Here is a 17,901-nt window from a genome sequence, read left to right as displayed (position 1 = left end):
GCCCCGGGGCCGGGTGGGGGGCCCCCCCCCCCCGCCCGGGGCCCCACCACTCTGCTTCGGGGCCTCACGCCTGGGCGAAGGCGAGCACGGTGTTGTGGCCGCCGAAGCCGGCCGAGTTGCTCACGGCCAGCCGGATGCGGTGGCGGCGGGCACCGTCGGTCACCAGGTCGAGCCCGGCTGCCTCCGGGCCCGGTCTTCGCAGACCGGCCACCGGCGGGGCGAGGCCGTGCTCGACACTCAGCGCGGTGAGCACTGCCTCGACGGCACCCGCCGCGCCCATGGTGTGGCCGAGCACACCCTTGGCGGAGGTGACGGACGGGGCGGTGGGACCGTACAGACGCTGCAGCAGCAGTGCCTCCGCCCGGTCGCCCGTCGGGGTGCTGGTGCCGTGGGAGTTGACGTGGTCGACGTCCCCGGGGCGGGCGCCCGCCGCGGCCAGGGCCTGCGCGGTGGCCGCCGCGAGACCCCGGGCCCCGGGGTGGGGCGCCACCGGGTCGTACGCGTCGGTGGCCGTGCCGTGGCCCACCAGCAGCGCGTGCACCTGGGCGCCCCGGACCAGGGCGTCCGCCTGACGCTCCAGCACCAGCAGGCCGGCGGCCTCCCCGATCACGAACCCGTCCCGCTCCCGGTCGAACGGCCGGGAGGCGGTGGCCGGGTCGGTGTTGCGCGAGAGGGCACCGAGTCGCCCGAAGCCCGCCACGCAGAGCGGGGTGACCATCGCATCGGCTCCCCCGACCAGTACCACGTCACAGGTGTGGCTCTGCAGCAGCATCGCCCCGAGGAGCACCGCCGTGGCACCGGAGGAGCAGGCGGTGGCGGTGTGCAGCACCGGGCCGTGCACCCCGAGCTCGATGGCCAGCTGACCGGCCGCCATGTTCGGCAGATAGCCCGGCAGGGTGGTGGCCGATACCGCCGCCGGGCCCCGGCTGATCAGCCTGGCTGTCTGCTCCTCGAACCGGCCCACGCCCCCGGCCGCCGATCCCAGCACCACCCCGACCCGCGCGCCGTCCCACGCCCGGCCGGTCGGCTCTCCTGGCCCGGGCGGTCTCCCTGGCCCGGGCGGTCTCCTTCGCCTGGGTGGCCGGCTGCCTGCAGGTGCCGGCGTTGGTCCGGGAGGCACCGCCCAGCCGGCGTCCGCGACCGCCTCCCGGGCGGCGGTGAGGGCGAGTTGGGTGCACCGGTCGTGCCGCCAGACTCCCCGGCCGGCCAGGTGGCGGAGAGGGTCGTAGCCGGGCACCCGGCAGGAGAGACCGACCGGCAGCGCGGCCAGCTCCGGATCGGGTGCCGCCGCCGGGCGCCCGGCCAGCACGCCCTCCCAGCTCGGCCCCGTGCCCACCCCGGCCGGAGTCACCAGCCCGACGCCGGTCACGGCGAGGGGCGGGTAGGGGCGCAGCGGGGCCGCCGGGGTGGTCACTCCGGCTCCTGCCAGGCCTCGGGCGGGATCAGCGCGAGGACGGTGCCCACCAGTTGGCGGAGCGTCAGCTCGGCGGCGGAGTCCTCGTCCGCCAGCGGGACGCCCCAGTGCTCCTGCAGGGTGAGGAACAGCTCGACGCGCGCGAGCGAGTCCAGGTCGAGGTCGGCGAGGGTGGCCTCGGGGCGGAGCTCGGCCTCCGGGACCTCGAACTTCTCGGTCAGGACGGTGGAAAGGTGTCGGCGGACGGCTTCCTGGTGGATGTCTCGGGTCTCCATGGGTGGACCTTTCGGGAACGGGTCGGGTGGCGGCCTGCCGGGGCTCAGCGACTCGGGAGCCGGGGGCCCGGCAGGAGCGTACGACTGGTCGCAGCGGGCCAGTTGAGGGTGACGGAGGCCCAGGTCAGGCCGCCGCCGAAGGCGGTGAGCAGGGTACGGGCGCCGGGTCTCACGGCGCCGGTGGCGAGCACCTCGGCCAGGGCGAGCGGGATCGAGGCGGCGGCGGTGTTGCCGACCTCCTGGATGTTGCCGAAGCGGTGCTCACGCGGGACGGCCAGCCGGTCGGCGACGGCGTCGAGGATCCGCTGGTTGGCCTGGTGGCCGACGAAGGCCTCGACCGAGCCGCCCGGCCAGCCGCTCGCCGCGAGCACCGCCCGGGCCGATCGGGTCATCCGCTGCACCGCCTCGGCGTAGACCTCCCGGCCGCGCATCCGGAAGTACCGGTCCGGTCGAGGTGGCGGGGTGGGCGGCCCGCCCGGCCGGTCACCGGGCGGATCACCTGGCGGGTCGGGGTACGGCGCGCGGGCTCCGCCTGCGGCGATCGTGATCAGGTCGGCACCCGCGCCGTCGCTGCCCCAGTCGGTGTGCAGGACGGCGCCGGGCTCCTCCGGCTCGCCTGCGGCCAGCAGGACGGCTCCGGCGCCGTCCCCGAACAGCGCGGCGGTGTCACGGTCGTAGGGATCGATGATGGTGGAGTACTTCTCGGCGGCGACCACCAACGGGGCGGCGCAGGCACCGGCCCGGACCAGCGCCGCCGCGGTGATCAGCCCGTACAGGAAGCCTGAGCAGACCGCCGAGAGGTCGAAGGCGGGAGCGGTGCCCAGCCCCAGCCGCTGGGCGACCTCGGGCGCGGTGGCGGGACACCTGCGGTCCGGTGTGGTGGTGGCCAGCAGGAGCAGGTCGGGCCGGTGGCCCGGCGCCGAGTGCAGCGCGGCGGTGGCCGCGGCCACGGCGAGGTCTCCGGTGCTGACTTCGTCGTCGGCCCGGCGCCGACGCAGGATGCCGGTACGGGTGCGCAGCCAGTCGTCGGTGGTGGCGAGGTCGCCGAGCGCGATGACCTCCTGGTTGCTGACCGACCTCGGCGGCAGGCTCGCACCCAGGCCGCGGACAACGGCTGCCCGGGCCGGGGCGGGCCGGCCGGGGGCCGGCGCAGGCGCCGGGGCAGGGGCAGGACCGGGGCCGGGGACGGGGTCGGCTTCGATGGTGATCACCTCCGTACTGCTGACGGTGTGCCAGGCGGCGGGCAGGGACGCTCTGCTACGGCTGCCGCCTCCGGGGGCGGCACGCCTCAACCGGCCGACACGAACGGCGAGGGGGGTTTGGGGGTGCCCGCGAGACCTCCCTCCGGGGTGGCGAGGCCGCCGTCCACCAGCAGGGCCTGGCCGGTGAGGTAGCCGGAGGCCGGGGCGGCGAGGAAGAGCGCGGCGGGAGCGATCTCCTCGGGGGTGGCCCAGCGGCCGAGCGGGACGTGGGCCACCAGCCAGTCGCTGATCGGGGCGTTGCCGTACGCGAAGGAGGTCATGTCCGTGCGCGTCCAGCCCGGGCAGAGGGCGTTGACCCGGATGCCCTGCCGGGCCCAGCCGGTGGCCAGGCTGCGGACCAGGGAGATCTGGGCCGCCTTGGTGGCCGCGTAGGCCTCCATCATCGGTGCGCCCACCACCCCGGCCACCGAGGAGACCAGCACCAGACTGGCCCGCTGCGAGGCGGCGAGGTGGGGGTAGGCGTGGCGGCAGAGCGCGGCGGTGGCGTTCAGATTGACCGTCACCACCTTGTCCCAGGCGGGCTGCGGCAGGTGCTGCAGGGGCAGCAAGGTCGGGCTGCCGTCGGGCTCGGAGGGCAGGATCCCGGCGTTGTGGATCACCACGTCCAGCCCGCCGAGCGCCTCGGCGGCCTGGTCGACCACGGCGCCGGCCGCCGCGGTGTCGTTCAGGTCGCCGGGGACGGCCACGGCGACCCGCCCGAGTCCGCAGACCTGTTCGGTGGTGCTCTTGAGCGCCTCGGCCGTCCGGGCGGAGAGCGCCAGGTCGGCACCGGCTTCGGCCAGGGCGAGGGCCACTGCTCTGCCGATGCCCCGGGAGGCACCGGTGACCAGGGCGCGGGCTCCGTCGATCCGGAAGGTGGCGAGCGTACTCATGGGGACGGCTCCTCTGGTTCGGGTGGCGGGGACGGCCCTGCTGACATGCGGTCAGCCGGGGCCGACGATCTGGCGGGCCGGGGCGCCGGACCAGGTGAGCAGCGAGCTGCCCCAGGTGAGCCCGGCGCCGAAGACGCAGAGCAGCACCCGGCCCTTGGCGGGCAGAAGACCGCGGGCGGCCGCGTCGGTGAGGGCGAACGGGGTGGCGGCGGCCCCGATGTTGCCGACCCTGTCCCCGGTGATGTGCAGCCGCCCCGGGGGTATGCCGAGCTGCTCGCCGAGGCCGCGCAGGAGGACGGGGTTGGGCTGGTGGGTGATGAAGGCGTCGATGTCCGGCAGATCGAGACCATGGCGGGCCAGGCTCTGCTCGATCAGCCGGGGGAAGATCTCCACGATGAAGTCGCGGACCGCCCGGCCGTCCATGTGGATGTGGTGGCCGCCGTCGGCGGTGCTGGCCGGGGAGGCCGGCCGACGGCTGCCGCCGGAGGGGATCAGCACGTGGTGGGCACCGCTGCCGTCGGAGCCGAGGCGGAAGCCGGCGAAGCCCGTCCCCTCCGGGACCTGCCCCAGCACGGTGGCGGCGGCGCCGTCGGCGAACAGCACGGCCGTGGCGCGGTCGGCCGGGTCGACGAACTTCGAGTACGCCTCCACCCCCACCACGGCGGCGTATCCCGCCTCCGGGGTGGCCCGCAGCCAGTCGTGGGCGACCCTGGCCGCGAACAGCCAGCCGGAGCAGGCTGCGCTGACATCCAGCGCCACGGCCCGCGTGGCCCCGACCGCGGCCTGGACCCGGCAGGCCGTCGAGGGCCCGAGTTCGTCGGGGGTGGAGGTGGCCAGCACGAGCAGGCCGAGCTGGTCGGGGGCGATCCCCGCGGCCGCGCAGGCCGCCTGCACCGCGACGGCCGCGAGGTCGGACGCCGCCTCGCCCGGACCGGCCACGTGCCGCTGGAGGACGCCCGTCCGCTCGGCGATCCACCGGGCGGTGACCCCGGCGGGTGGGCCGACCGCCTCGTTGCTCCGGACGGTGGCGGGCAGGTAGCTCCCGAGGCCGACGATGCCGATCGGCGGGGTCGCACGGCTGGAGCTCTCGGAGCCGCGGCCGGGGCGCGGCGTCATCGGGCGCCTCGGCGCCAGGTGAGGGTGCCGGTGAGCGCCTCGGCGAACTCGGGCGAACCGAGCGGGACGCCTTCACCCGGGCCCTGCTCCGCCGGGTCGAGCACCTCGGCGAGCAGCGGCAGGTGCGGCTGGAGCGCGTCGCAGAGGGTGTCGAGCGCGGCGGGCAGGGCGCGGGCGGTGCTCGGAGTGAGCAGGCCCGTCCGCAGCAGCGGGCCGGACTGCCGCCGGGCCTGGCGGACTCCGTACAGCGCGGCGAGCAGGCCCAGCGCCTCGCGCGCCACCGGGTCGGCGATCTCGGCCAGGCCGTCGGCGAGGCTGTCGGCGGCGAGCCGGAGGGCGTGGCACTCACCGAGCTCGAGGGTCTGGGCGAGCAGGCCGTTCCAGAGGTCGAGCCCGCTCGCGGCGGTCTGCGAGCGTTCGTCGAGGGCCGACTGGAGCTCCTCGGTCAGCCGGTGCTGGAGCGCTCCGGCCAGGCCCGGCCACCAAGCCGGGTCGGTGAGCGGAGGGACGGGATCGGGCCGGGGCGGGTCGGCCGGTTTGCCGGTTACGAGGGCCCGCCCTGCGTCGAGCAGGATCAGGGTGGAGTCACCGCCCGCGTTCTCGAAGGCGCGGGCCAGGTCGTGGTAGCCCTGCAGCCGGTTGGCCCGGTGGAGGCCGGCCAGACCGCAGCGGTGCTGGCAGTCGGCGATGAGGGCGGCGGCGGCCCGCGCGCTCAGTGCTTTGTGGACTGCGAGGGACAGGCTGACGGCGGCCCAGGGCGAGAAGGTCATCTCGCCGCCCGGCTCCGGCGCCGGGCCCGCTGTCGGGACCGTGGGCTCCGGCCCGCCCGGGGCCGGCCGTGGGGCGGGGACCGGGCGGGCCGACGCCCAGGCCCGGCGGGCCTCGCCCGCCGCGCAGGTGAGGGCGAAGGCCTCGGCCAGGGCCCCGAGCACGGCGTGCTGCTGGGTGCGGTAGGAGAGCACGGGGGCGCCCGGCGCCAGCCGGCCGTGGGAGCGCCGTGCGGTGCTGCAGCGCAGGGCCAGGACGGCGGCCCGGCTCGCCACCGCTGCCATGGCGGTGGGCAGGGTGGCCCACAGGGTCTGACCCACGCTCAGGGTGCGCTGCAGCCGCGCGTCATGGCTGCCGAGCGGGTCGTGCACGGTGCCGTCCGGACGCAGCTGGGCACAGTCGCGCAGCCAGGCGCTGCGCGGGAGCCGCGCCTGGTGGAAGCGGACCACCGCGTAGGGCAGCGGCACCACGTCGACCGCGACGGGGCTGGAGACGGACACGCCGGGCAGCGGCCGGCCGTCGGCGTCGGTGATGCCGACCAGGAAGGAGAAGACTCCGTGGTCCTGCTCTCCGACGACCAGCCGGGCCACCACCACCGCCTGCTGCGGGAGCCCCCGGCCGGGCGCGCCGACGCTGGAGAACTTGGCCGCGCGGGCGTCCGGGGTGTGCAGGACGAACTCGTCCCGCTCCGGGTCGTAGCTGGCGGTGGTGCGGGTGCCCAGGTGACTGCTGGCGTCACCGATCTCGGTGACCATGAAGACGCCCTTGGCCTGGACCCGGGCCAGTTCGGCGCTCCCCGGCGGCGGCCCCTCCTCCGCCCAAGGGGTGGACCGCTGCCCGGCCAGCGTGCTGACCGAGCCGACACACAGGATGTAGTGCGAGAGGAAGGCCTGGTAGAGGGACGGGTCGGCCAGCGCGGTGGCGGCGCTCAGCGTCGCGAGCAGGTCGGTGTCGGCGAAGACCTCGGCGGCGGGCGGCAGGGCCTCGGCGAGGCGGCGCAGCATGTGGTGGTCGTGGTGGTCCCGGCCGAGCGCCTCGGGCTCGGCGGGGACGGGGCGGACGGCGAGCAGCTCGGCCACCGCCCGGCGGACGGTGGGCGGGCAGCTGCCGTGGCGGAGCTGGTCGAGTTCGGTGGCTGAGCCGGGACAGGGGGCGGCTGAACTGCGGCGGGGGTGCGTCATCTCGAGGCCTCGGGACGGGTCTGGCCTGTCGGCGGGTGGGCAGGTCGGATCAGGCGGGGGCGGTGTGGGAGCGGGGAGTGGGGCTGGCTCGCGGCGAGTGGGGCAGCTGGTGCAGGTGTCGTGGGCGGGGCAGGTGGGGTGCGGGCTAGGAGCGGACCTGGGGTCGGGCGCGGATCGGGGCCGGGAGCCGGTCGGGCCACGGGAAGGTGCGGTCGGCCAGCGGTGCCCAGGCCTGGGCAGCGGGCAGCTGACGGCGGACGCTGGTGGTCAGTGCCTGCCCGGTGCCGGCTTCCAGGAAGACCGGGACCACCGGCGGCGGACCTGTGGTGGGCTGCCCGGGAGGCGGTCGGGTGGCCAGTCGGAGGGCGGCGGGGAGGTCGGCCGGGTCGGTGAGGCAGCGGCCGAGCACCTGGGCCAGGTCTGTCCGGTCGGTGTGCTCGGCGCCTGTCACTGCCGAGTAGACCGGCAGGCGGGGTGGTTGGAGCGGGAGCGCCCGGGCGAAGGCGGTGAAGGTCTCGGCCTGGCGGCGCAGCCGTGGATGATGGGCGAGGAAGGGCAGCCGGAGGCGCTGGGCGCGCAGCCCGGCTCGCTCGGCGGCCTGCTCGACCTCCCGGAGCGGCCCGAGCGGCCCGGAGATGACGACCTCCCTCGCATCGTTGACACAGGCCAGGACGATCTCGGGCGCGGCCGCGGCACAGAGCAGCGCCTGGGCCCGTTGGACGGAGGCCTGAAGGAGCGTCATCCCGCCGCCCGTGCCGTGGAGCAGCAGACCGAGACGGCAGGCGAGCCGCGCGCCGTCGGCCACCGGCAGGCTCCCGGCCGCGACCAGGGCGGCGATCTCGCCGAAGCTCACCGCGAGCAGCCCGTCGGGCGGCCGACCGGAGCGGGAGAGCGCGTGGTGGATCGCCAGGCTGACTCCGTACAGGGCGAACTGCACCGTGCCGACCGCCTCCTCGGCCAGCTCCCGCGAGCTGGGCGGAGCCCGGCCCAGCAACCGGGGGCCGAGTGGGCTCACGCCGAACTCGCCGCCCACCGGATCGGCCTCGGTGAACACCTCGGCCACGGCGGCCCGGAGCAGCGGGGCTCTCGGGAGGACGGCCTGCAGGGCCGCCAGCGAGAAGTCCCCCTGGCCGGGGAAGAGGTGGATGGTGCTGCCGCGCCCGACGCCTGCGGTCGGACGAGCGATATCGGAGTCGGCCATGGCGCACCCGCCTTTCGGAATAGGAAATATGAGCTGCGGACGTGCCCGACCACCCCTAATGGACACGGACCGAAAACATGAGACGGATAGCAACGTCTCGAAAATAAGTACGACCATCAGCTCAAAACACCAAGTACTCCGCTGCAACTTCAGCGGCCATCCGCACCGGGAATCAACACCGGGCCTTCTTCACACTGACCAACTTGGCACGCCAATTCTCGGACTCCTCACCAGCCCCCGTCAATGGATATTTGGATTCTCTTTCGAGTGACCCGGAAAGAAATATGTATGATGACTCCCATGTCTCGCCCCCGCCGCCGCGCCGCCGGCCAGCCGAAGCTCGCCACTCCCGTCCGGCCGGCCCTCTCCGCCACCTCGCCCTGCCCCTGCGGCCGGTCCGCCGCCTACGGCGAATGCTGCGCCCGCTTCCACCGGGGCGAGGCCGCCGCCGTCACCGCCGAGGAGCTGATGCGCTCCCGGTTCAGCGCCTTCGCCGCCCACGACGAGGCCTACCTGCTGCGCAGCTGGCACCCGGACACCCGCCCGGCCTCCGTCGATTTCGACCCCGGCCTGTCCTGGGTCCGGCTGGAGATCCTCGGCAGCACCGAGGGCGGCCCGTTCCACTCCGCCGGGACGGTCGAGTTCCGTGCGCACTACCTGGCGGGCGGTCAGGAGGGCACGATGCAGGAGAACAGCACCTTCCTCCGCCACGACGGCGCCTGGGTCTACGTCGACGCCCTCTCGCTCAGCTGACCCCGGCCTGCCTCGGTCCGGCCGACCTGGCCGGAAGCCGCGCCCGCCCGGCCCCGCCCAACCCCGGCCTGTCCCGACCGTTCGCCCGCCGGCAGCTACCCTCGGGGCATGGTGGCGAGCGAAGAGACGGTACGGGTGGACAGCTGGATCTGGTCCGTCCGGCTGACCAAGACCCGGGCCTTGGCGGCCGCGGCCTGCCGGGCCGGGCACGTCCGGGTGAACGGCGAGCGGGCCAAGCCCGCCCAGCCGCTGCGCCCCGGCGACGAAGTCCGGGTGCGGCAGAGCGGCAGTTACGAGCGGGTGGTGGTCGTCCGGCAGACCGTCCGCAAGCGGGTCGGCGCCGGCCCGGCGGCCGAGTGCTACGTGGACAACAGTCCGCCGCCGCCCGCCCCCGAGCTCGCCGCCCCCGTCGCCCAGCGCGACCGGGGCACCGGACGCCCCACCAAACGCGACCGCCGCGAGGTGGAGCGCCTCCGCCAGAGCTGAGCAGCACCGCGTACCCGCCCGGAGCGCAGCATGGATTGGTCCGCCACAGCAGCTGACACACCGACGGCAAAGGGCAGTTGGACCTCCCTGCCGAGAACACCGCCTGCACACCCGCGCAGCAGGGACCGCTTCCACCGAGGCGTCAGCCCGGTGAGCGGCCCGGCCGGAGTCGGTCGAGCGCCGGCCCACGCCGTCGGAGCGTTCGCCGGACCCGGGCGATCCGCCGGCCCGGCCCGCCGGCGATCCGCTGACGCCGGCGGGCCCGGCGGCCGAGGAGTCCACCCGGCGGGCTCCGTCACTTCGGGTGACCGTCGGCGGCACTCAGTGGCCGATCGCCCGCCGGGCGGTCGTCCACCGGGCGGTCGTCCACCGGGCGGCGCAGACTGGAATCACAGGAGGGGGCCGGGTGCGACCGGTGTCGTGCGGGCCGCGCCGGGCCGCCGCAGTCCGGACCAGAGGAGCCGCACATGTCCGGCCTTGTCCGTAAGAGCCTCGACACTCCTGAGGAGACCCGTCCGTTCGAGGACGGGAAGGGGAAGTTTGAACTCGTGAACGTCGACGGTGGCGGCGTGGGGCGGGCCACCTTCGAGCCCGGTTGGCAGTGGTCGAAGCACGTCAAGCCGATTGTGGGGACCGACAGTTGCCAGGCCTCCCACGTGGGGTACGTCGTCTCGGGGCGGATGCACATCGCCATGGACGACGGCCAGGAGGACGACTTCGGCCCGGGTGACTTCATGGTCTGCCCGCCCGGGCACGACGCCTGGGTGCTCGGCGACGGCGCCTGCGTCGTACTCGACTGGCAGGCGTACGTGGACTACGCAAAGGGCTGACCTTTCGACCGTGGAGGGCCCGGTGCCGCCGGGCCCTCCACCGCGCCTCAGGACTCGTCGATCCAGGAGAAGGCCGCGATCCGCCAGCCGTCGGGCGTCCGGACGAACTGGAAGGTCTTCGTCCCGCCGCCTTCGAAGGGCTCGCCGTCCAGCGTGCCGGACTTGCGGTACTCGCCGGTCCGGGTGGCGATGTCGCCGACGATCTCGGTGCGCTCGGAGGTCTCCCACTCGGAGAAGTCGACCAGCCGCCCGTCGGCGAGCAGCCGCTCGCGGGGCTCGATGAACTCCTCGACCCCGTAGACCGTGTAGTTGGGCCCGGTCAGGACGATCACTCCGCGGGGCAGCACAAGCCGCCTGATCCGGTCCACCTCGGCGGGCTTGCCGCCGCGGTTGTCGAAGGCGCCGAAGAACTCGGCGGTCAGCGCGTCAATTTCAGCCTTGGACGTCTCAGCCTGGGACATGGCCAGACAGTACCATTGCACTGCCCCCGCTCGAGTCGGCGGATCACTGCGGGAGCCGGTCCCGCCACTCCTCCTCGAGCAGGCCGAAGACCAGCGAGTCCCGCCAGCCGTCGCGCAGCAAGGCGGTGTGCCGCAGCAGGCCCTCCTCCCGCATGCCGAGCTTGGCCAGCACCCGGGCCGAGCCCAGATTGCGCGGATCGCAGGTCGCGTGCACCCGGTGCAGCCCCAACTCCCCGAAGCCCCGGGCCAGCAGCTCCCGGCCGGCCGCGGTGCCGACGCCCCGGCCCCAGACCCGCGGGTGCAGCGCGTAGGTGATCTCGCCCTGCCGGTTCGCCCGGCTGCGCACGTGCAACTCCCCCACACCGACCGGTTCTTCGGCCAGTCGCACCAGGAAGGGGTACCGCCTCTGCCCGTCCGGCACCGACCAGGCACCGGCCGCGGCGGCCACGAACTGCTCGGTCTGCTCGGGGGTGTTGGGCCCCCAGGCCTGGTAGCGGCAGACCTCCGGCAGGCTCGCCCAGGTGTGGACGGCGGGCCAGTCCGTGGCCAGCAGCGGGGTCAGGGTCACCGGGTGGTTGGTCGTGGCAGGAGGGGGCACCGGGTGGTTCGTCGTGGCAGGCGAAGTCATCGGGCCATCTCAGCACGGTGTCCCGGTCGTCCGCCAGCTTCTGACGGCCCGCCGTACCGGTCCCGGGGCACCGGGGCACTACGCTCGGCCGTGGGCCGCCACCCGGCCCCATCCGACCACCCGTCCTGTCGTACTGGAGGCGCACCAACCATGCCCACGGCCGACCGTCCACCGCTGCCCCACGACTTCCTGCGGCCCGTCCCGTCCTTCTCGCTCTCCAGCACGGACGTCCCGGACGGCGGCACGCTCGCACAGGCCCAGGTGTACGCGGCGGGGAACACCTCCCCGCAGCTGCGCTGGGCGGGGTTCCCGGACGGGACCAGGAGCTTCGCGGTGACCTGTTTCGACCCCGACGCCCCGACCGGCAGCGGCTGGTGGCACTGGGTGCTCTTCGACCTCCCGGCCGACCTCACCGAGCTCCCGGCGGGCGCGGGCAGCGGCGTCTTCCCCGGCCTGCCCGAGGGCGCCGTGCACGGCCGCAACGACTACGGCACCAAGGACTTCGGCGGCGCCGCCCCGCCGCCCGGCCACGGCCCGCACCGGTACGTCTTCACCGTGCACGCCCTCGACACCGACCGGCTCGGCCCCGACTCCGACGCCTCGGCCGCCGTCATCGGCTTCCACCTCGGCGCCCACGCCCTGGGCCGGGCCACCATCATCGCGGAGTACGAGAACCACTGAACACGGCTGCGGCCCCGGGGACTTCTCCCGGGGCCGCGGCTCAGGCCAGCGTGCGCGGACCGGTCGGCCGGACGGCGTGACGGCCGCCGCCCGCACCACGGCTATGTCGGCGCCGCACGGCCGGACCGGACCGGCGATGGCCCGCCTCGCCACCGGCGCCCGGGACCGTGTGGGCCAGGGCGGCGGCGAGCAGCGGCGGGGTGGTGAGCAGCAGCACGGTGAGCATCATCGGGCCGGAACCTCTCCGTGGACGGACGATTCCCTGCCAGTCTCGCCGGATCGGCGGCGCCCTAATCCCGGGCACCCCCGACCGGCACGCGCGCTCACCCCTGGGGGCGACGACGCTGCGTCAGGCGGCGCAGCGCGTTGGCCCGGCCGGGTGAGCGCGCCGCGCGGACCGTCCGACAGTCAGTCAGCCTGCCCGTCCGACTGTCGGCCCGGCAGTCCGTCCGACTGTCAGTCCGGCAGACCCGCCCGCCGTCGGGCCACCGTCGCGACGGCCGACCAGTCCCGGTCCCCTTCGCCGTGCGCGACCGCCTCCAGCAAGGCGTCCCGCACCACGTCCCCGAGCGGCAGCGGCACCTGGTGGGCGGAGCCGACCGAGCGCGCGAGGTTGACGTCCTTGAGGCCGAGTGCGAGGCGGAACCCGGCCGGTTCGTGCCGCCGTTCGGCGATCATCGAGCCGTACCCCTGGTACACCGGGCCGGGGAAGACGGTGCCGGTGAGCAGCTCCACCAAGTCCGCGGGGCGCACTCCCCCGGCCTCGGCGAGGCAGCAGGCCTCGGCCAGCGACTCGATCGCACAGGCGATCACGTAGTTGGCACTGATCTTCGCGATGTTCGCCTGCTCCGGCCGGGCGCCGATCCGCCAGGTGCGCCGCCCCATCGCCTCGAACAACGGGGCGCAGGCGTCGATGTGTTCGGGCGCACCGGCGGCCAGGATGTTCAACTGCCCGGCCGCTGCCACCTCCGCGCGCCCGAGCACCGGGGCCGCGAGGTAGCCGATGCCGTGCCCGGCGTGCAACTCGGCTGCTTTGACGGCGAGTTCGGGTGAGACGGTGGCCATGTTCAGATGGACGCTGGCCTCGGCAGCGGCCAGCAGGGCGGGGTCGAGCAGCAGCGCCTCCACGGCCGCGTCGTCGGCGAGCATCGAGACCACCGCGGACTGCCGGAACACCTCCGCCAGGTCGGCGGCGGGCTCGGCCCCCTGGGCGACCATGGTGGCAACTGGTCCGGGCGAGCGGTTCCACACCACCACCCGGTGGCCGGCCCGCAGCAGGCTGCCCACCATCCCCTGGCCCATGCCGCCGAGGCCGACGAATCCGATGCTGCTTATCTCCATGCGCCAACTCCCGAGCCGGAACGGATCTTCCGTATCCGACCCTACGTCAGCTCCACCACCCTTGCCCGTCGCTCAGAGCTCGTGCACCACGTGGTGAGCGCTGTCCCGCAGACTGCCGAGTACGTCGATCAGAGCGGCGAGCGGCTGGTACTCGGGGCGGACGGCGGGCCGGACGCCCTGCTGCTTGAGGGCCTCCCAGAGCTGCTCGAGGTGGTCGTGCAGCAGCTCCCGGGCGGCCAGCTGGGCCCGGGCCGCCTCGGCGCCGAGCCGGGTCAGCGCCGGGCGGTCGAGCCGTTCGACCGCATCGGCGATCAGCAGTGCGGCGTGCCGGACGTGCGGTTCACCCGTGGGCACCGGAGCGGCCCTCCCCCTGTGTCGTGGCAGACGTGCGCGCCGTGGACCGACGTGCTTGTCATGGACGGACGGGGGGGAGCTTAGGCGTCGCGCCCCTGGCCCGGGGCAGTGTTGCCGAAGATCGCGGAACCGCTTGACGCCCAGGCCGCACAGGCCCTACGCGCCGGTAGCCCCCCGGAAGGAGACGGCGGCCGGGCCGCACCCTGGCGGGGGTGCGGCCCGGCGAACCGGCTCCGGCCCGGTGTCAGGAGACGTTGAGCGCGGTGTCGTCGATGACGAAGGAGGTCTGCTTGGTGTTGTCCTCCGCACCGGTGAACTTCAGGGTGACGGTCTGCCCGGCGTACGCGGCCAGATTGAAGCTGCGCTGGGTGTACCCGCTGGCGGCGTTGACGTTCGAGTAGGTGGCCAGCGTGGAGAGCACGGTGCCGGAGCTGTTCAGCACCTGCACCTTGAGGGTGTCGAACACCGTGGTGGTGGAGGCGGCGGAGTCGATGTGCAGCCAGAAGCTGAAGTTGGCGCTGGTGCACCCGGCCGGGATGGTGACGGTCTGGGCGAGGGTGTCGGTGTTGGTGGTGCCGTAGCCGTCGAGCCAGGCGTCGTAGCTGCCGCCGTGGGCGGGCTCGCTCGCGCTGTTGCTGATCGTCGAGGAGCCGCTGGAGTTGGTCTCGACCCACGGCGAGGCGACGCCGCTCTCGAAACCGGCGTTGCCGAGCAGCTGGGTGGGCGTGCAGCCGCTGCCGCCGGCGCCGGAGACCGTCCAGGTGAAGCTCGCGCTGCCGGACGGGCCGGTGGAGTCGGTGGCGGTGACGCTCACGTTGTAGGTGCCGGCCGTGATCGGGGTGCCGCTGATCAGACCGGTCGAGGCATTGAGGCTCAGCCCGGCGGGCAGGCCGGTGGCCGACCAGCCCAGGGTGCCGCCGGCGGTGTCGGTGGCGGCCAGCTGGAGGCTGGTGGCGGTGCCGACGGTGGCGGTGCGGTTGCCCGGGGCCGTGACGGAGACGCTGCCGCCACTGGTGCTGCCCGAGCCGCTGGAGAGCCACTCGGTGGCGTTCAGGGCCAGCGCGGCGTCGGTGCCCGCCGGGTCGTCCCAGCCGTCGAAGAGGGTGTTGTTCGGCTGGCCGGTGCCGTCGTCGATGGTGGAGCTGTCGCCCCAGATCGCGACCTTGCCCTTGCCGAAGGTGCTGGTCACGAAGAAGGCGTTGGTGTTGCCGCCGCTCGGGCCGGTGGAGAGGTAGACCAGGCCCTTGACCGCCGGGTTGTCGGACGGGTTGAGGGTGAAGGTGGTGCCGTTGCGCAGGATGCTGCCGGTGACGGTGCCGAACGGGCCGTTCAGGACCGGGTCGCTGCTGTTCGAGATCGCGCGCGGGTTGTCGGTGGTGATGTTCTTCAGGTCGACCGAGAAGCCGAACGGGTCGGTGTTGTCGACGCCGTTGCTGGTCATCAGGTCGTTGATGATGGCCGGGGAGTCCCAGCCGTCGTTGTTGCGGTCGCTCTGGGTGTGGTCCGAGATCAGGAACAGACCGCCGCCGTTCTGCACGAAGGTCATCACGGCGGTCTTCTCGGCGTCCGAGAGCCGGATGTTCGGCTCGGGCAGCACGAAGGTGTCGAAGTTCGAGAGGTCGAGCGGGTTCGAGGCGTTGCCGTAGGTGATGCTGCCCGTGGCGGGCAGCGTCTTGAGGCTGTAGCGGCCCGTCTTCTGGAGCGCGACGCCCCAGGCGGAGATGGCGCCCGTCCAGGAGGTCTCGGTGCTCGGGTTGGCGTTCTGGCCGAGCGGGTCGGGCTGGCTGGTGCTGATGATCCAGTCGGCGTTCCCGGCCGTCTCGGCCTTGGTGTTGTCGAACAGCACCCGGTGCGTTGCGGTCGCGGCGGCCTGCACGCTCGGCGCCGACTCGGCCGGCAGGGGCGCGGCCACCGCCGGAAGGCCCGCACCCAGGAGGGTGACAGCGGAGAGCGCGGCAGCGGCCAGCGCGGCGCGGCCCCGACGGGGCGCGGTGCGGGCGGACGGAGCGGTTCTGGACACGGAAGCCTTGCTGTTGATCATCCGTCAAACTCCTCGGGTGTGGGGAACCTGGGATCAGCTACGCGCGTAGGCGTACTGCCGTCAAGCAGCATGGGGGCGCCCGGCGTCGTGTTCCCCCATGGTCGGGCAACCATTGCTTGAACGGAACACGTCCAACTGATTCCACCGCTCCGCAGCCGAACCTCCCCGGGGAGCACACGACGACCCGTCGAATATTTGCCTCCCCTTTGACGTCTCCTGAGCGCTCGGACACCTACCGTTGGCCGCACGCGGTCAACGGGCCCGGCTCCGGCCGACTCTGACGGGCCGTCGGGCCGGTCCGCGCTCCCTCACCCCCACCTACGGAGTAGCCCATGTCAGCTGCATCCCGTCGTCGCACCCCCGCAGTCGCCGCCGCGCTCCTCGCGGTGCTCGCCTCCACCGCCCCCGCCCTGGCCGCGGCCCCGGCGTCACTCCAGGCCCCGATGATCCCGGACGGTGTCGCACCCCATCTCGCCGGAGCCCACGGCCACGTCCTGAACAGCACCAGCAGCAACTGGTCCGGCTACGCGGCGACCGGTGCCCGCTTCACCAGCGTCAGCGCGAGCTGGGTGCAGCCCGCCGCGACCTGCACCGGCACCTCCACCTGGTCGAGCTTCTGGATCGGCATCGACGGCGACGGCAGCAACTCCGTCGAGCAGACCGGCTCCGAGGTCGACTGCTCCAGCGGCCGGCCGCAGTACTACGCCTGGTACGAGATGTACCCGGCCTACCCGGTGAACTACAGCAACACCGTCCGCCCCGGCGACCACTTCAACTCCACCATCACCACCAACGGCAGCGGCAGCTTCACCCTGACCCTGAGCGACACCACCCAGGGCTGGACCCGCACCGTCAACAAGTCGCTCAAGAACGCGGCGCTGGCCTCCGCCGAGATCATCGCCGAGGCGCCCTCCAGCTCGACCGGGGTGCTCCCGCTGACGAACTTCGGCAAGGTCTCCTTCACCAACGCCGCCGCCAACGGCCAGGCCATCGGCAACTTCTCGCCCGACAACATCACCATGGGCTCGGGCTCCACCACCAAGGCCTCCACCTCCGCCCTCTCCGGTGGCAGCGCCTTCTCGGTGACCTGGAAGCACAGCTGACCCTCCGTCCGGGGGACCTGCCCGGCGCGGGTGCGCCGCCGCGCCGGGTCGGTGGCCGATGCTGGGCCCTGTGGTCGAGCAGGCGCTGACACGGCGCGGGTTCCTGGCGGGCGCGGCGGCGGGCGGCGCGGTCTCCCTGACCGCCGCCGCCTGCTCCGGGCCCGCCGGGCCTGCCGGGCCCGGTCCGTCACCGAGCACCGCGCCCGGCACCTCCTCCCCGCCGCCTTCCTCCTCCGCGCCGCCTTCCTCATCCCTGCCGCCTTCCTCGACCGGTCCGGCGGCGCCGTCCACTGCGGCTCTTCCGTCCGTCCCGCCGTGGGCACCGGGGGCGGGCGAGCTCCAGCCGGACGTCAAGCTGCGGGCCGTCCAGCTCGTCGAGGCCCTCGGCAGCTGGCCCGCCGGGGCGGGCGGGGCCGATGCCGCCCGGAGCCGGGTCTCGGCACTCGGGCTCGACCCGTCGCTGGTCGCCCAGGCCGGATCGCTGCGGCCCTCGGCGGAGGCCGTCAGTCTGCGGGTGGTGGACGCCCAGTACGGCGGGCTGCTCGCCGACTCGGCGAGCGTGCTGGTGGTCTGCGAGCAGTCGGAGTCGAGCGGCGCCACCCTCACGGCGGGCGGCACCACGGTGGACGTCCGGCTGAGCCAGGCCCGGCCGCGCTGGACCGTCACCGAGCTGCACCCGGCCCAGCCCGGCGCGCCCGCAGCGGAGTTGAGTTCCGCCGCCCGCCAGGTCCTCACCAGCAGCCGGATCCAGCTGCCGCCGGCCGCCCATGCCGACCTCGCCTCGGGTGCGGTGCACGACAGCGTCCTGACGGCGATGCTCACCCTCGCGCGGACGTACTCCTTCGCCGTCAGCGTGGTCCGGTCCGGCCACCCCGTCGACGTCTTCGGCACCACCCGCCCCAGCGACCACCCCCTGGGCCGCGCCTTCGACGTCTGGCAGATCGACGGCCACGCCGTGGTCGACCCGGCCACCCCGACCGAGCTGGTCGACGCCTTCATGCGGGCGGCGGCCGCCGCCGGCTCCTACAACGTCGGCGGCCCCCGCCAGCTCTCCGGCGGCGCCACGGCCAACCAGTTCTTCTCCGACGACACCCACCACGACCACGTCCACGTCGGCTTCCGCAGCTGAGCGGC

19 protein-coding genes are annotated in these 17,901 nt (G+C 74.3%); 6 read left to right on the top strand and 13 right to left on the bottom strand.

The window, feature by feature from the left end; translation table 11 throughout:
* Positions 1-64: 64 nt before the first annotated feature.
* The 7 genes from ABT095_RS34990 to ABT095_RS34960 form a co-directional block, all read right to left on the bottom strand.
* On the bottom strand, positions 65-1,414 hold the full coding sequence (locus ABT095_RS34990; RefSeq protein ID WP_350533621.1) for a beta-ketoacyl-[acyl-carrier-protein] synthase family protein: 1,350 nt from the start codon (positions 1,412-1,414) through the stop codon (positions 65-67).
* Positions 1,411-1,689, bottom strand: coding sequence for an acyl carrier protein (locus ABT095_RS34985; protein WP_350533620.1), 279 nt, complete (start codon positions 1,687-1,689; stop codon positions 1,411-1,413). Before ABT095_RS34985 ends, ABT095_RS34990 begins: the two co-directional genes overlap by 4 nt.
* Before the next feature lie 44 nt (positions 1,690-1,733).
* Positions 1,734-2,900: a beta-ketoacyl-ACP synthase 3 gene (locus ABT095_RS34980; RefSeq protein WP_502885123.1), complete on the bottom strand. Its 1,167-nt coding sequence runs from the start codon at positions 2,898-2,900 to the stop codon at positions 1,734-1,736.
* Positions 2,901-2,977: 77 nt separating this feature from the next.
* A complete protein-coding gene (locus tag ABT095_RS34975) occupies positions 2,978-3,823 on the bottom strand; it encodes an SDR family NAD(P)-dependent oxidoreductase (RefSeq protein ID WP_350533619.1) in 846 nt (281 codons plus the stop codon).
* 51 nt (positions 3,824-3,874) lie between these two features.
* Positions 3,875-4,939: a 3-oxoacyl-ACP synthase III family protein gene (locus ABT095_RS34970; RefSeq protein ID WP_350533618.1), complete on the bottom strand. Its 1,065-nt coding sequence runs from the start codon at positions 4,937-4,939 to the stop codon at positions 3,875-3,877.
* Positions 4,936-6,888 (bottom strand): acyl-CoA dehydrogenase, encoded by a 1,953-nt coding sequence (locus tag ABT095_RS34965; RefSeq protein WP_350533617.1) that lies wholly within the window; start codon positions 6,886-6,888, stop codon positions 4,936-4,938. Before ABT095_RS34965 ends, ABT095_RS34970 begins: the two co-directional genes overlap by 4 nt.
* Before the next feature lie 145 nt (positions 6,889-7,033).
* Positions 7,034-8,089 carry an acyltransferase domain-containing protein gene (locus tag ABT095_RS34960; protein WP_350533616.1) on the bottom strand — a complete coding sequence of 352 codons (1,056 nt, stop codon included), beginning with the start codon at positions 8,087-8,089 and terminating at the stop codon, positions 7,034-7,036.
* A 300-nt stretch (positions 8,090-8,389) separates the two neighbouring features.
* Between ABT095_RS34960 and ABT095_RS34955 the strand changes: the two genes are divergently transcribed.
* From ABT095_RS34955 to ABT095_RS34945, 3 genes are all read left to right on the top strand, one after another.
* Positions 8,390-8,842, top strand: coding sequence for a YchJ family protein (locus ABT095_RS34955; protein WP_350533615.1), 453 nt, complete (start codon positions 8,390-8,392; stop codon positions 8,840-8,842).
* Between the two features lie 108 nt (positions 8,843-8,950).
* Positions 8,951-9,328, top strand: coding sequence for an RNA-binding S4 domain-containing protein (locus tag ABT095_RS34950; RefSeq protein WP_350533614.1), 378 nt, complete (start codon positions 8,951-8,953; stop codon positions 9,326-9,328).
* A gap of 467 nt (positions 9,329-9,795) precedes the next feature.
* Positions 9,796-10,158 carry a cupin domain-containing protein gene (locus tag ABT095_RS34945; protein WP_350533613.1) on the top strand — a complete coding sequence of 121 codons (363 nt, stop codon included), beginning with the start codon at positions 9,796-9,798 and terminating at the stop codon, positions 10,156-10,158.
* A 47-nt stretch (positions 10,159-10,205) separates the two neighbouring features.
* Here ABT095_RS34945 and ABT095_RS34940 read toward each other — a convergent pair whose 3' ends face one another.
* Together ABT095_RS34940 and ABT095_RS34935 are read right to left on the bottom strand one after the other, a co-directional pair.
* On the bottom strand, positions 10,206-10,619 hold the full coding sequence (locus ABT095_RS34940) for a YybH family protein (protein ID WP_350533612.1): 414 nt from the start codon (positions 10,617-10,619) through the stop codon (positions 10,206-10,208).
* A 43-nt stretch (positions 10,620-10,662) separates the two neighbouring features.
* Positions 10,663-11,187 carry a GNAT family N-acetyltransferase gene (locus ABT095_RS34935; protein WP_350533611.1) on the bottom strand — a complete coding sequence of 175 codons (525 nt, stop codon included), beginning with the start codon at positions 11,185-11,187 and terminating at the stop codon, positions 10,663-10,665.
* A gap of 210 nt (positions 11,188-11,397) precedes the next feature.
* On the opposite strand from ABT095_RS34935, the gene ABT095_RS34930 reads away from it, so the two are divergent.
* A complete protein-coding gene (locus ABT095_RS34930) occupies positions 11,398-11,928 on the top strand; it encodes a YbhB/YbcL family Raf kinase inhibitor-like protein (RefSeq protein ID WP_350533610.1) in 531 nt (176 codons plus the stop codon).
* A 40-nt stretch (positions 11,929-11,968) separates the two neighbouring features.
* On the opposite strand, the gene ABT095_RS34925 is transcribed toward ABT095_RS34930, so the two are convergent.
* The 4 genes from ABT095_RS34925 to ABT095_RS34910 form a co-directional block, all read right to left on the bottom strand.
* Complete coding sequence (locus tag ABT095_RS34925) at positions 11,969-12,157, bottom strand: hypothetical protein (protein ID WP_350533609.1); 189 nt, start codon at positions 12,155-12,157, stop codon at positions 11,969-11,971.
* A gap of 227 nt (positions 12,158-12,384) precedes the next feature.
* Positions 12,385-13,269, bottom strand: a complete 885-nt coding sequence (locus ABT095_RS34920) for an NAD(P)-dependent oxidoreductase (RefSeq protein ID WP_350533608.1) — start codon at positions 13,267-13,269, stop codon at positions 12,385-12,387.
* A 72-nt stretch (positions 13,270-13,341) separates the two neighbouring features.
* The gene (locus ABT095_RS34915; protein ID WP_350533607.1) at positions 13,342-13,623 is read right to left on the bottom strand and encodes a hypothetical protein; all 282 of its coding nucleotides are present in this window, start codon (positions 13,621-13,623) and stop codon (positions 13,342-13,344) included.
* 244 nt (positions 13,624-13,867) lie between these two features.
* Positions 13,868-15,664 carry a putative Ig domain-containing protein gene (locus ABT095_RS34910; protein ID WP_350533606.1) on the bottom strand — a complete coding sequence of 599 codons (1,797 nt, stop codon included), beginning with the start codon at positions 15,662-15,664 and terminating at the stop codon, positions 13,868-13,870.
* A 332-nt stretch (positions 15,665-15,996) separates the two neighbouring features.
* Between ABT095_RS34910 and ABT095_RS34905 the strand changes: the two genes are divergently transcribed.
* Positions 15,997-16,767, top strand: coding sequence for a G1 family glutamic endopeptidase (locus ABT095_RS34905; protein WP_350533605.1), 771 nt, complete (start codon positions 15,997-15,999; stop codon positions 16,765-16,767).
* A 58-nt stretch (positions 16,768-16,825) separates the two neighbouring features.
* Positions 16,826-17,896: a hypothetical protein gene (locus tag ABT095_RS34900; RefSeq protein WP_350533604.1), complete on the top strand. Its 1,071-nt coding sequence runs from the start codon at positions 16,826-16,828 to the stop codon at positions 17,894-17,896.
* The last annotated feature ends 5 nt before the right edge of the window (positions 17,897-17,901 follow it).

It is taken from the genome of Kitasatospora sp. NPDC002227 (assembly GCF_040296285.1).
In the GTDB taxonomy this organism is placed as follows: Bacteria; Actinomycetota; Actinomycetes; order Streptomycetales; family Streptomycetaceae; genus Kitasatospora.
The sequence above is the reverse complement of the archived record's forward strand: the minus strand, read 5'-3'. Positions and strand labels throughout refer to the sequence as shown.

Coding starts and splice junctions, on each gene's coding strand:
- ABT095_RS34985 (WP_350533620.1), bottom strand. CDS start 1,689: ATGGAGACCCGAGACATCCACCAGGAAGCCGTCCGCCGACACCTTTCC.
- ABT095_RS34975 (WP_350533619.1), bottom strand. CDS start 3,823: ATGAGTACGCTCGCCACCTTCCGGATCGACGGAGCCCGCGCCCTGGTC.
- ABT095_RS34970 (WP_350533618.1), bottom strand. CDS start 4,939: ATGACGCCGCGCCCCGGCCGCGGCTCCGAGAGCTCCAGCCGTGCGACC.
- ABT095_RS34965 (WP_350533617.1), bottom strand. CDS start 6,888: ATGACGCACCCCCGCCGCAGTTCAGCCGCCCCCTGTCCCGGCTCAGCC.
- ABT095_RS34960 (WP_350533616.1), bottom strand. CDS start 8,089: ATGGCCGACTCCGATATCGCTCGTCCGACCGCAGGCGTCGGGCGCGGC.
- ABT095_RS34955 (WP_350533615.1), top strand. CDS start 8,390: ATGTCTCGCCCCCGCCGCCGCGCCGCCGGCCAGCCGAAGCTCGCCACT.
- ABT095_RS34950 (WP_350533614.1), top strand. CDS start 8,951: ATGGTGGCGAGCGAAGAGACGGTACGGGTGGACAGCTGGATCTGGTCC.
- ABT095_RS34945 (WP_350533613.1), top strand. CDS start 9,796: ATGTCCGGCCTTGTCCGTAAGAGCCTCGACACTCCTGAGGAGACCCGT.
- ABT095_RS34940 (WP_350533612.1), bottom strand. CDS start 10,619: ATGTCCCAGGCTGAGACGTCCAAGGCTGAAATTGACGCGCTGACCGCC.
- ABT095_RS34930 (WP_350533610.1), top strand. CDS start 11,398: ATGCCCACGGCCGACCGTCCACCGCTGCCCCACGACTTCCTGCGGCCC.
- ABT095_RS34925 (WP_350533609.1), bottom strand. CDS start 12,157: ATGATGCTCACCGTGCTGCTGCTCACCACCCCGCCGCTGCTCGCCGCC.
- ABT095_RS34920 (WP_350533608.1), bottom strand. CDS start 13,269: ATGGAGATAAGCAGCATCGGATTCGTCGGCCTCGGCGGCATGGGCCAG.
- ABT095_RS34910 (WP_350533606.1), bottom strand. CDS start 15,664: ATGATCAACAGCAAGGCTTCCGTGTCCAGAACCGCTCCGTCCGCCCGC.
- ABT095_RS34905 (WP_350533605.1), top strand. CDS start 15,997: ATGTCAGCTGCATCCCGTCGTCGCACCCCCGCAGTCGCCGCCGCGCTC.
- ABT095_RS34900 (WP_350533604.1), top strand. CDS start 16,826: ATGCTGGGCCCTGTGGTCGAGCAGGCGCTGACACGGCGCGGGTTCCTG.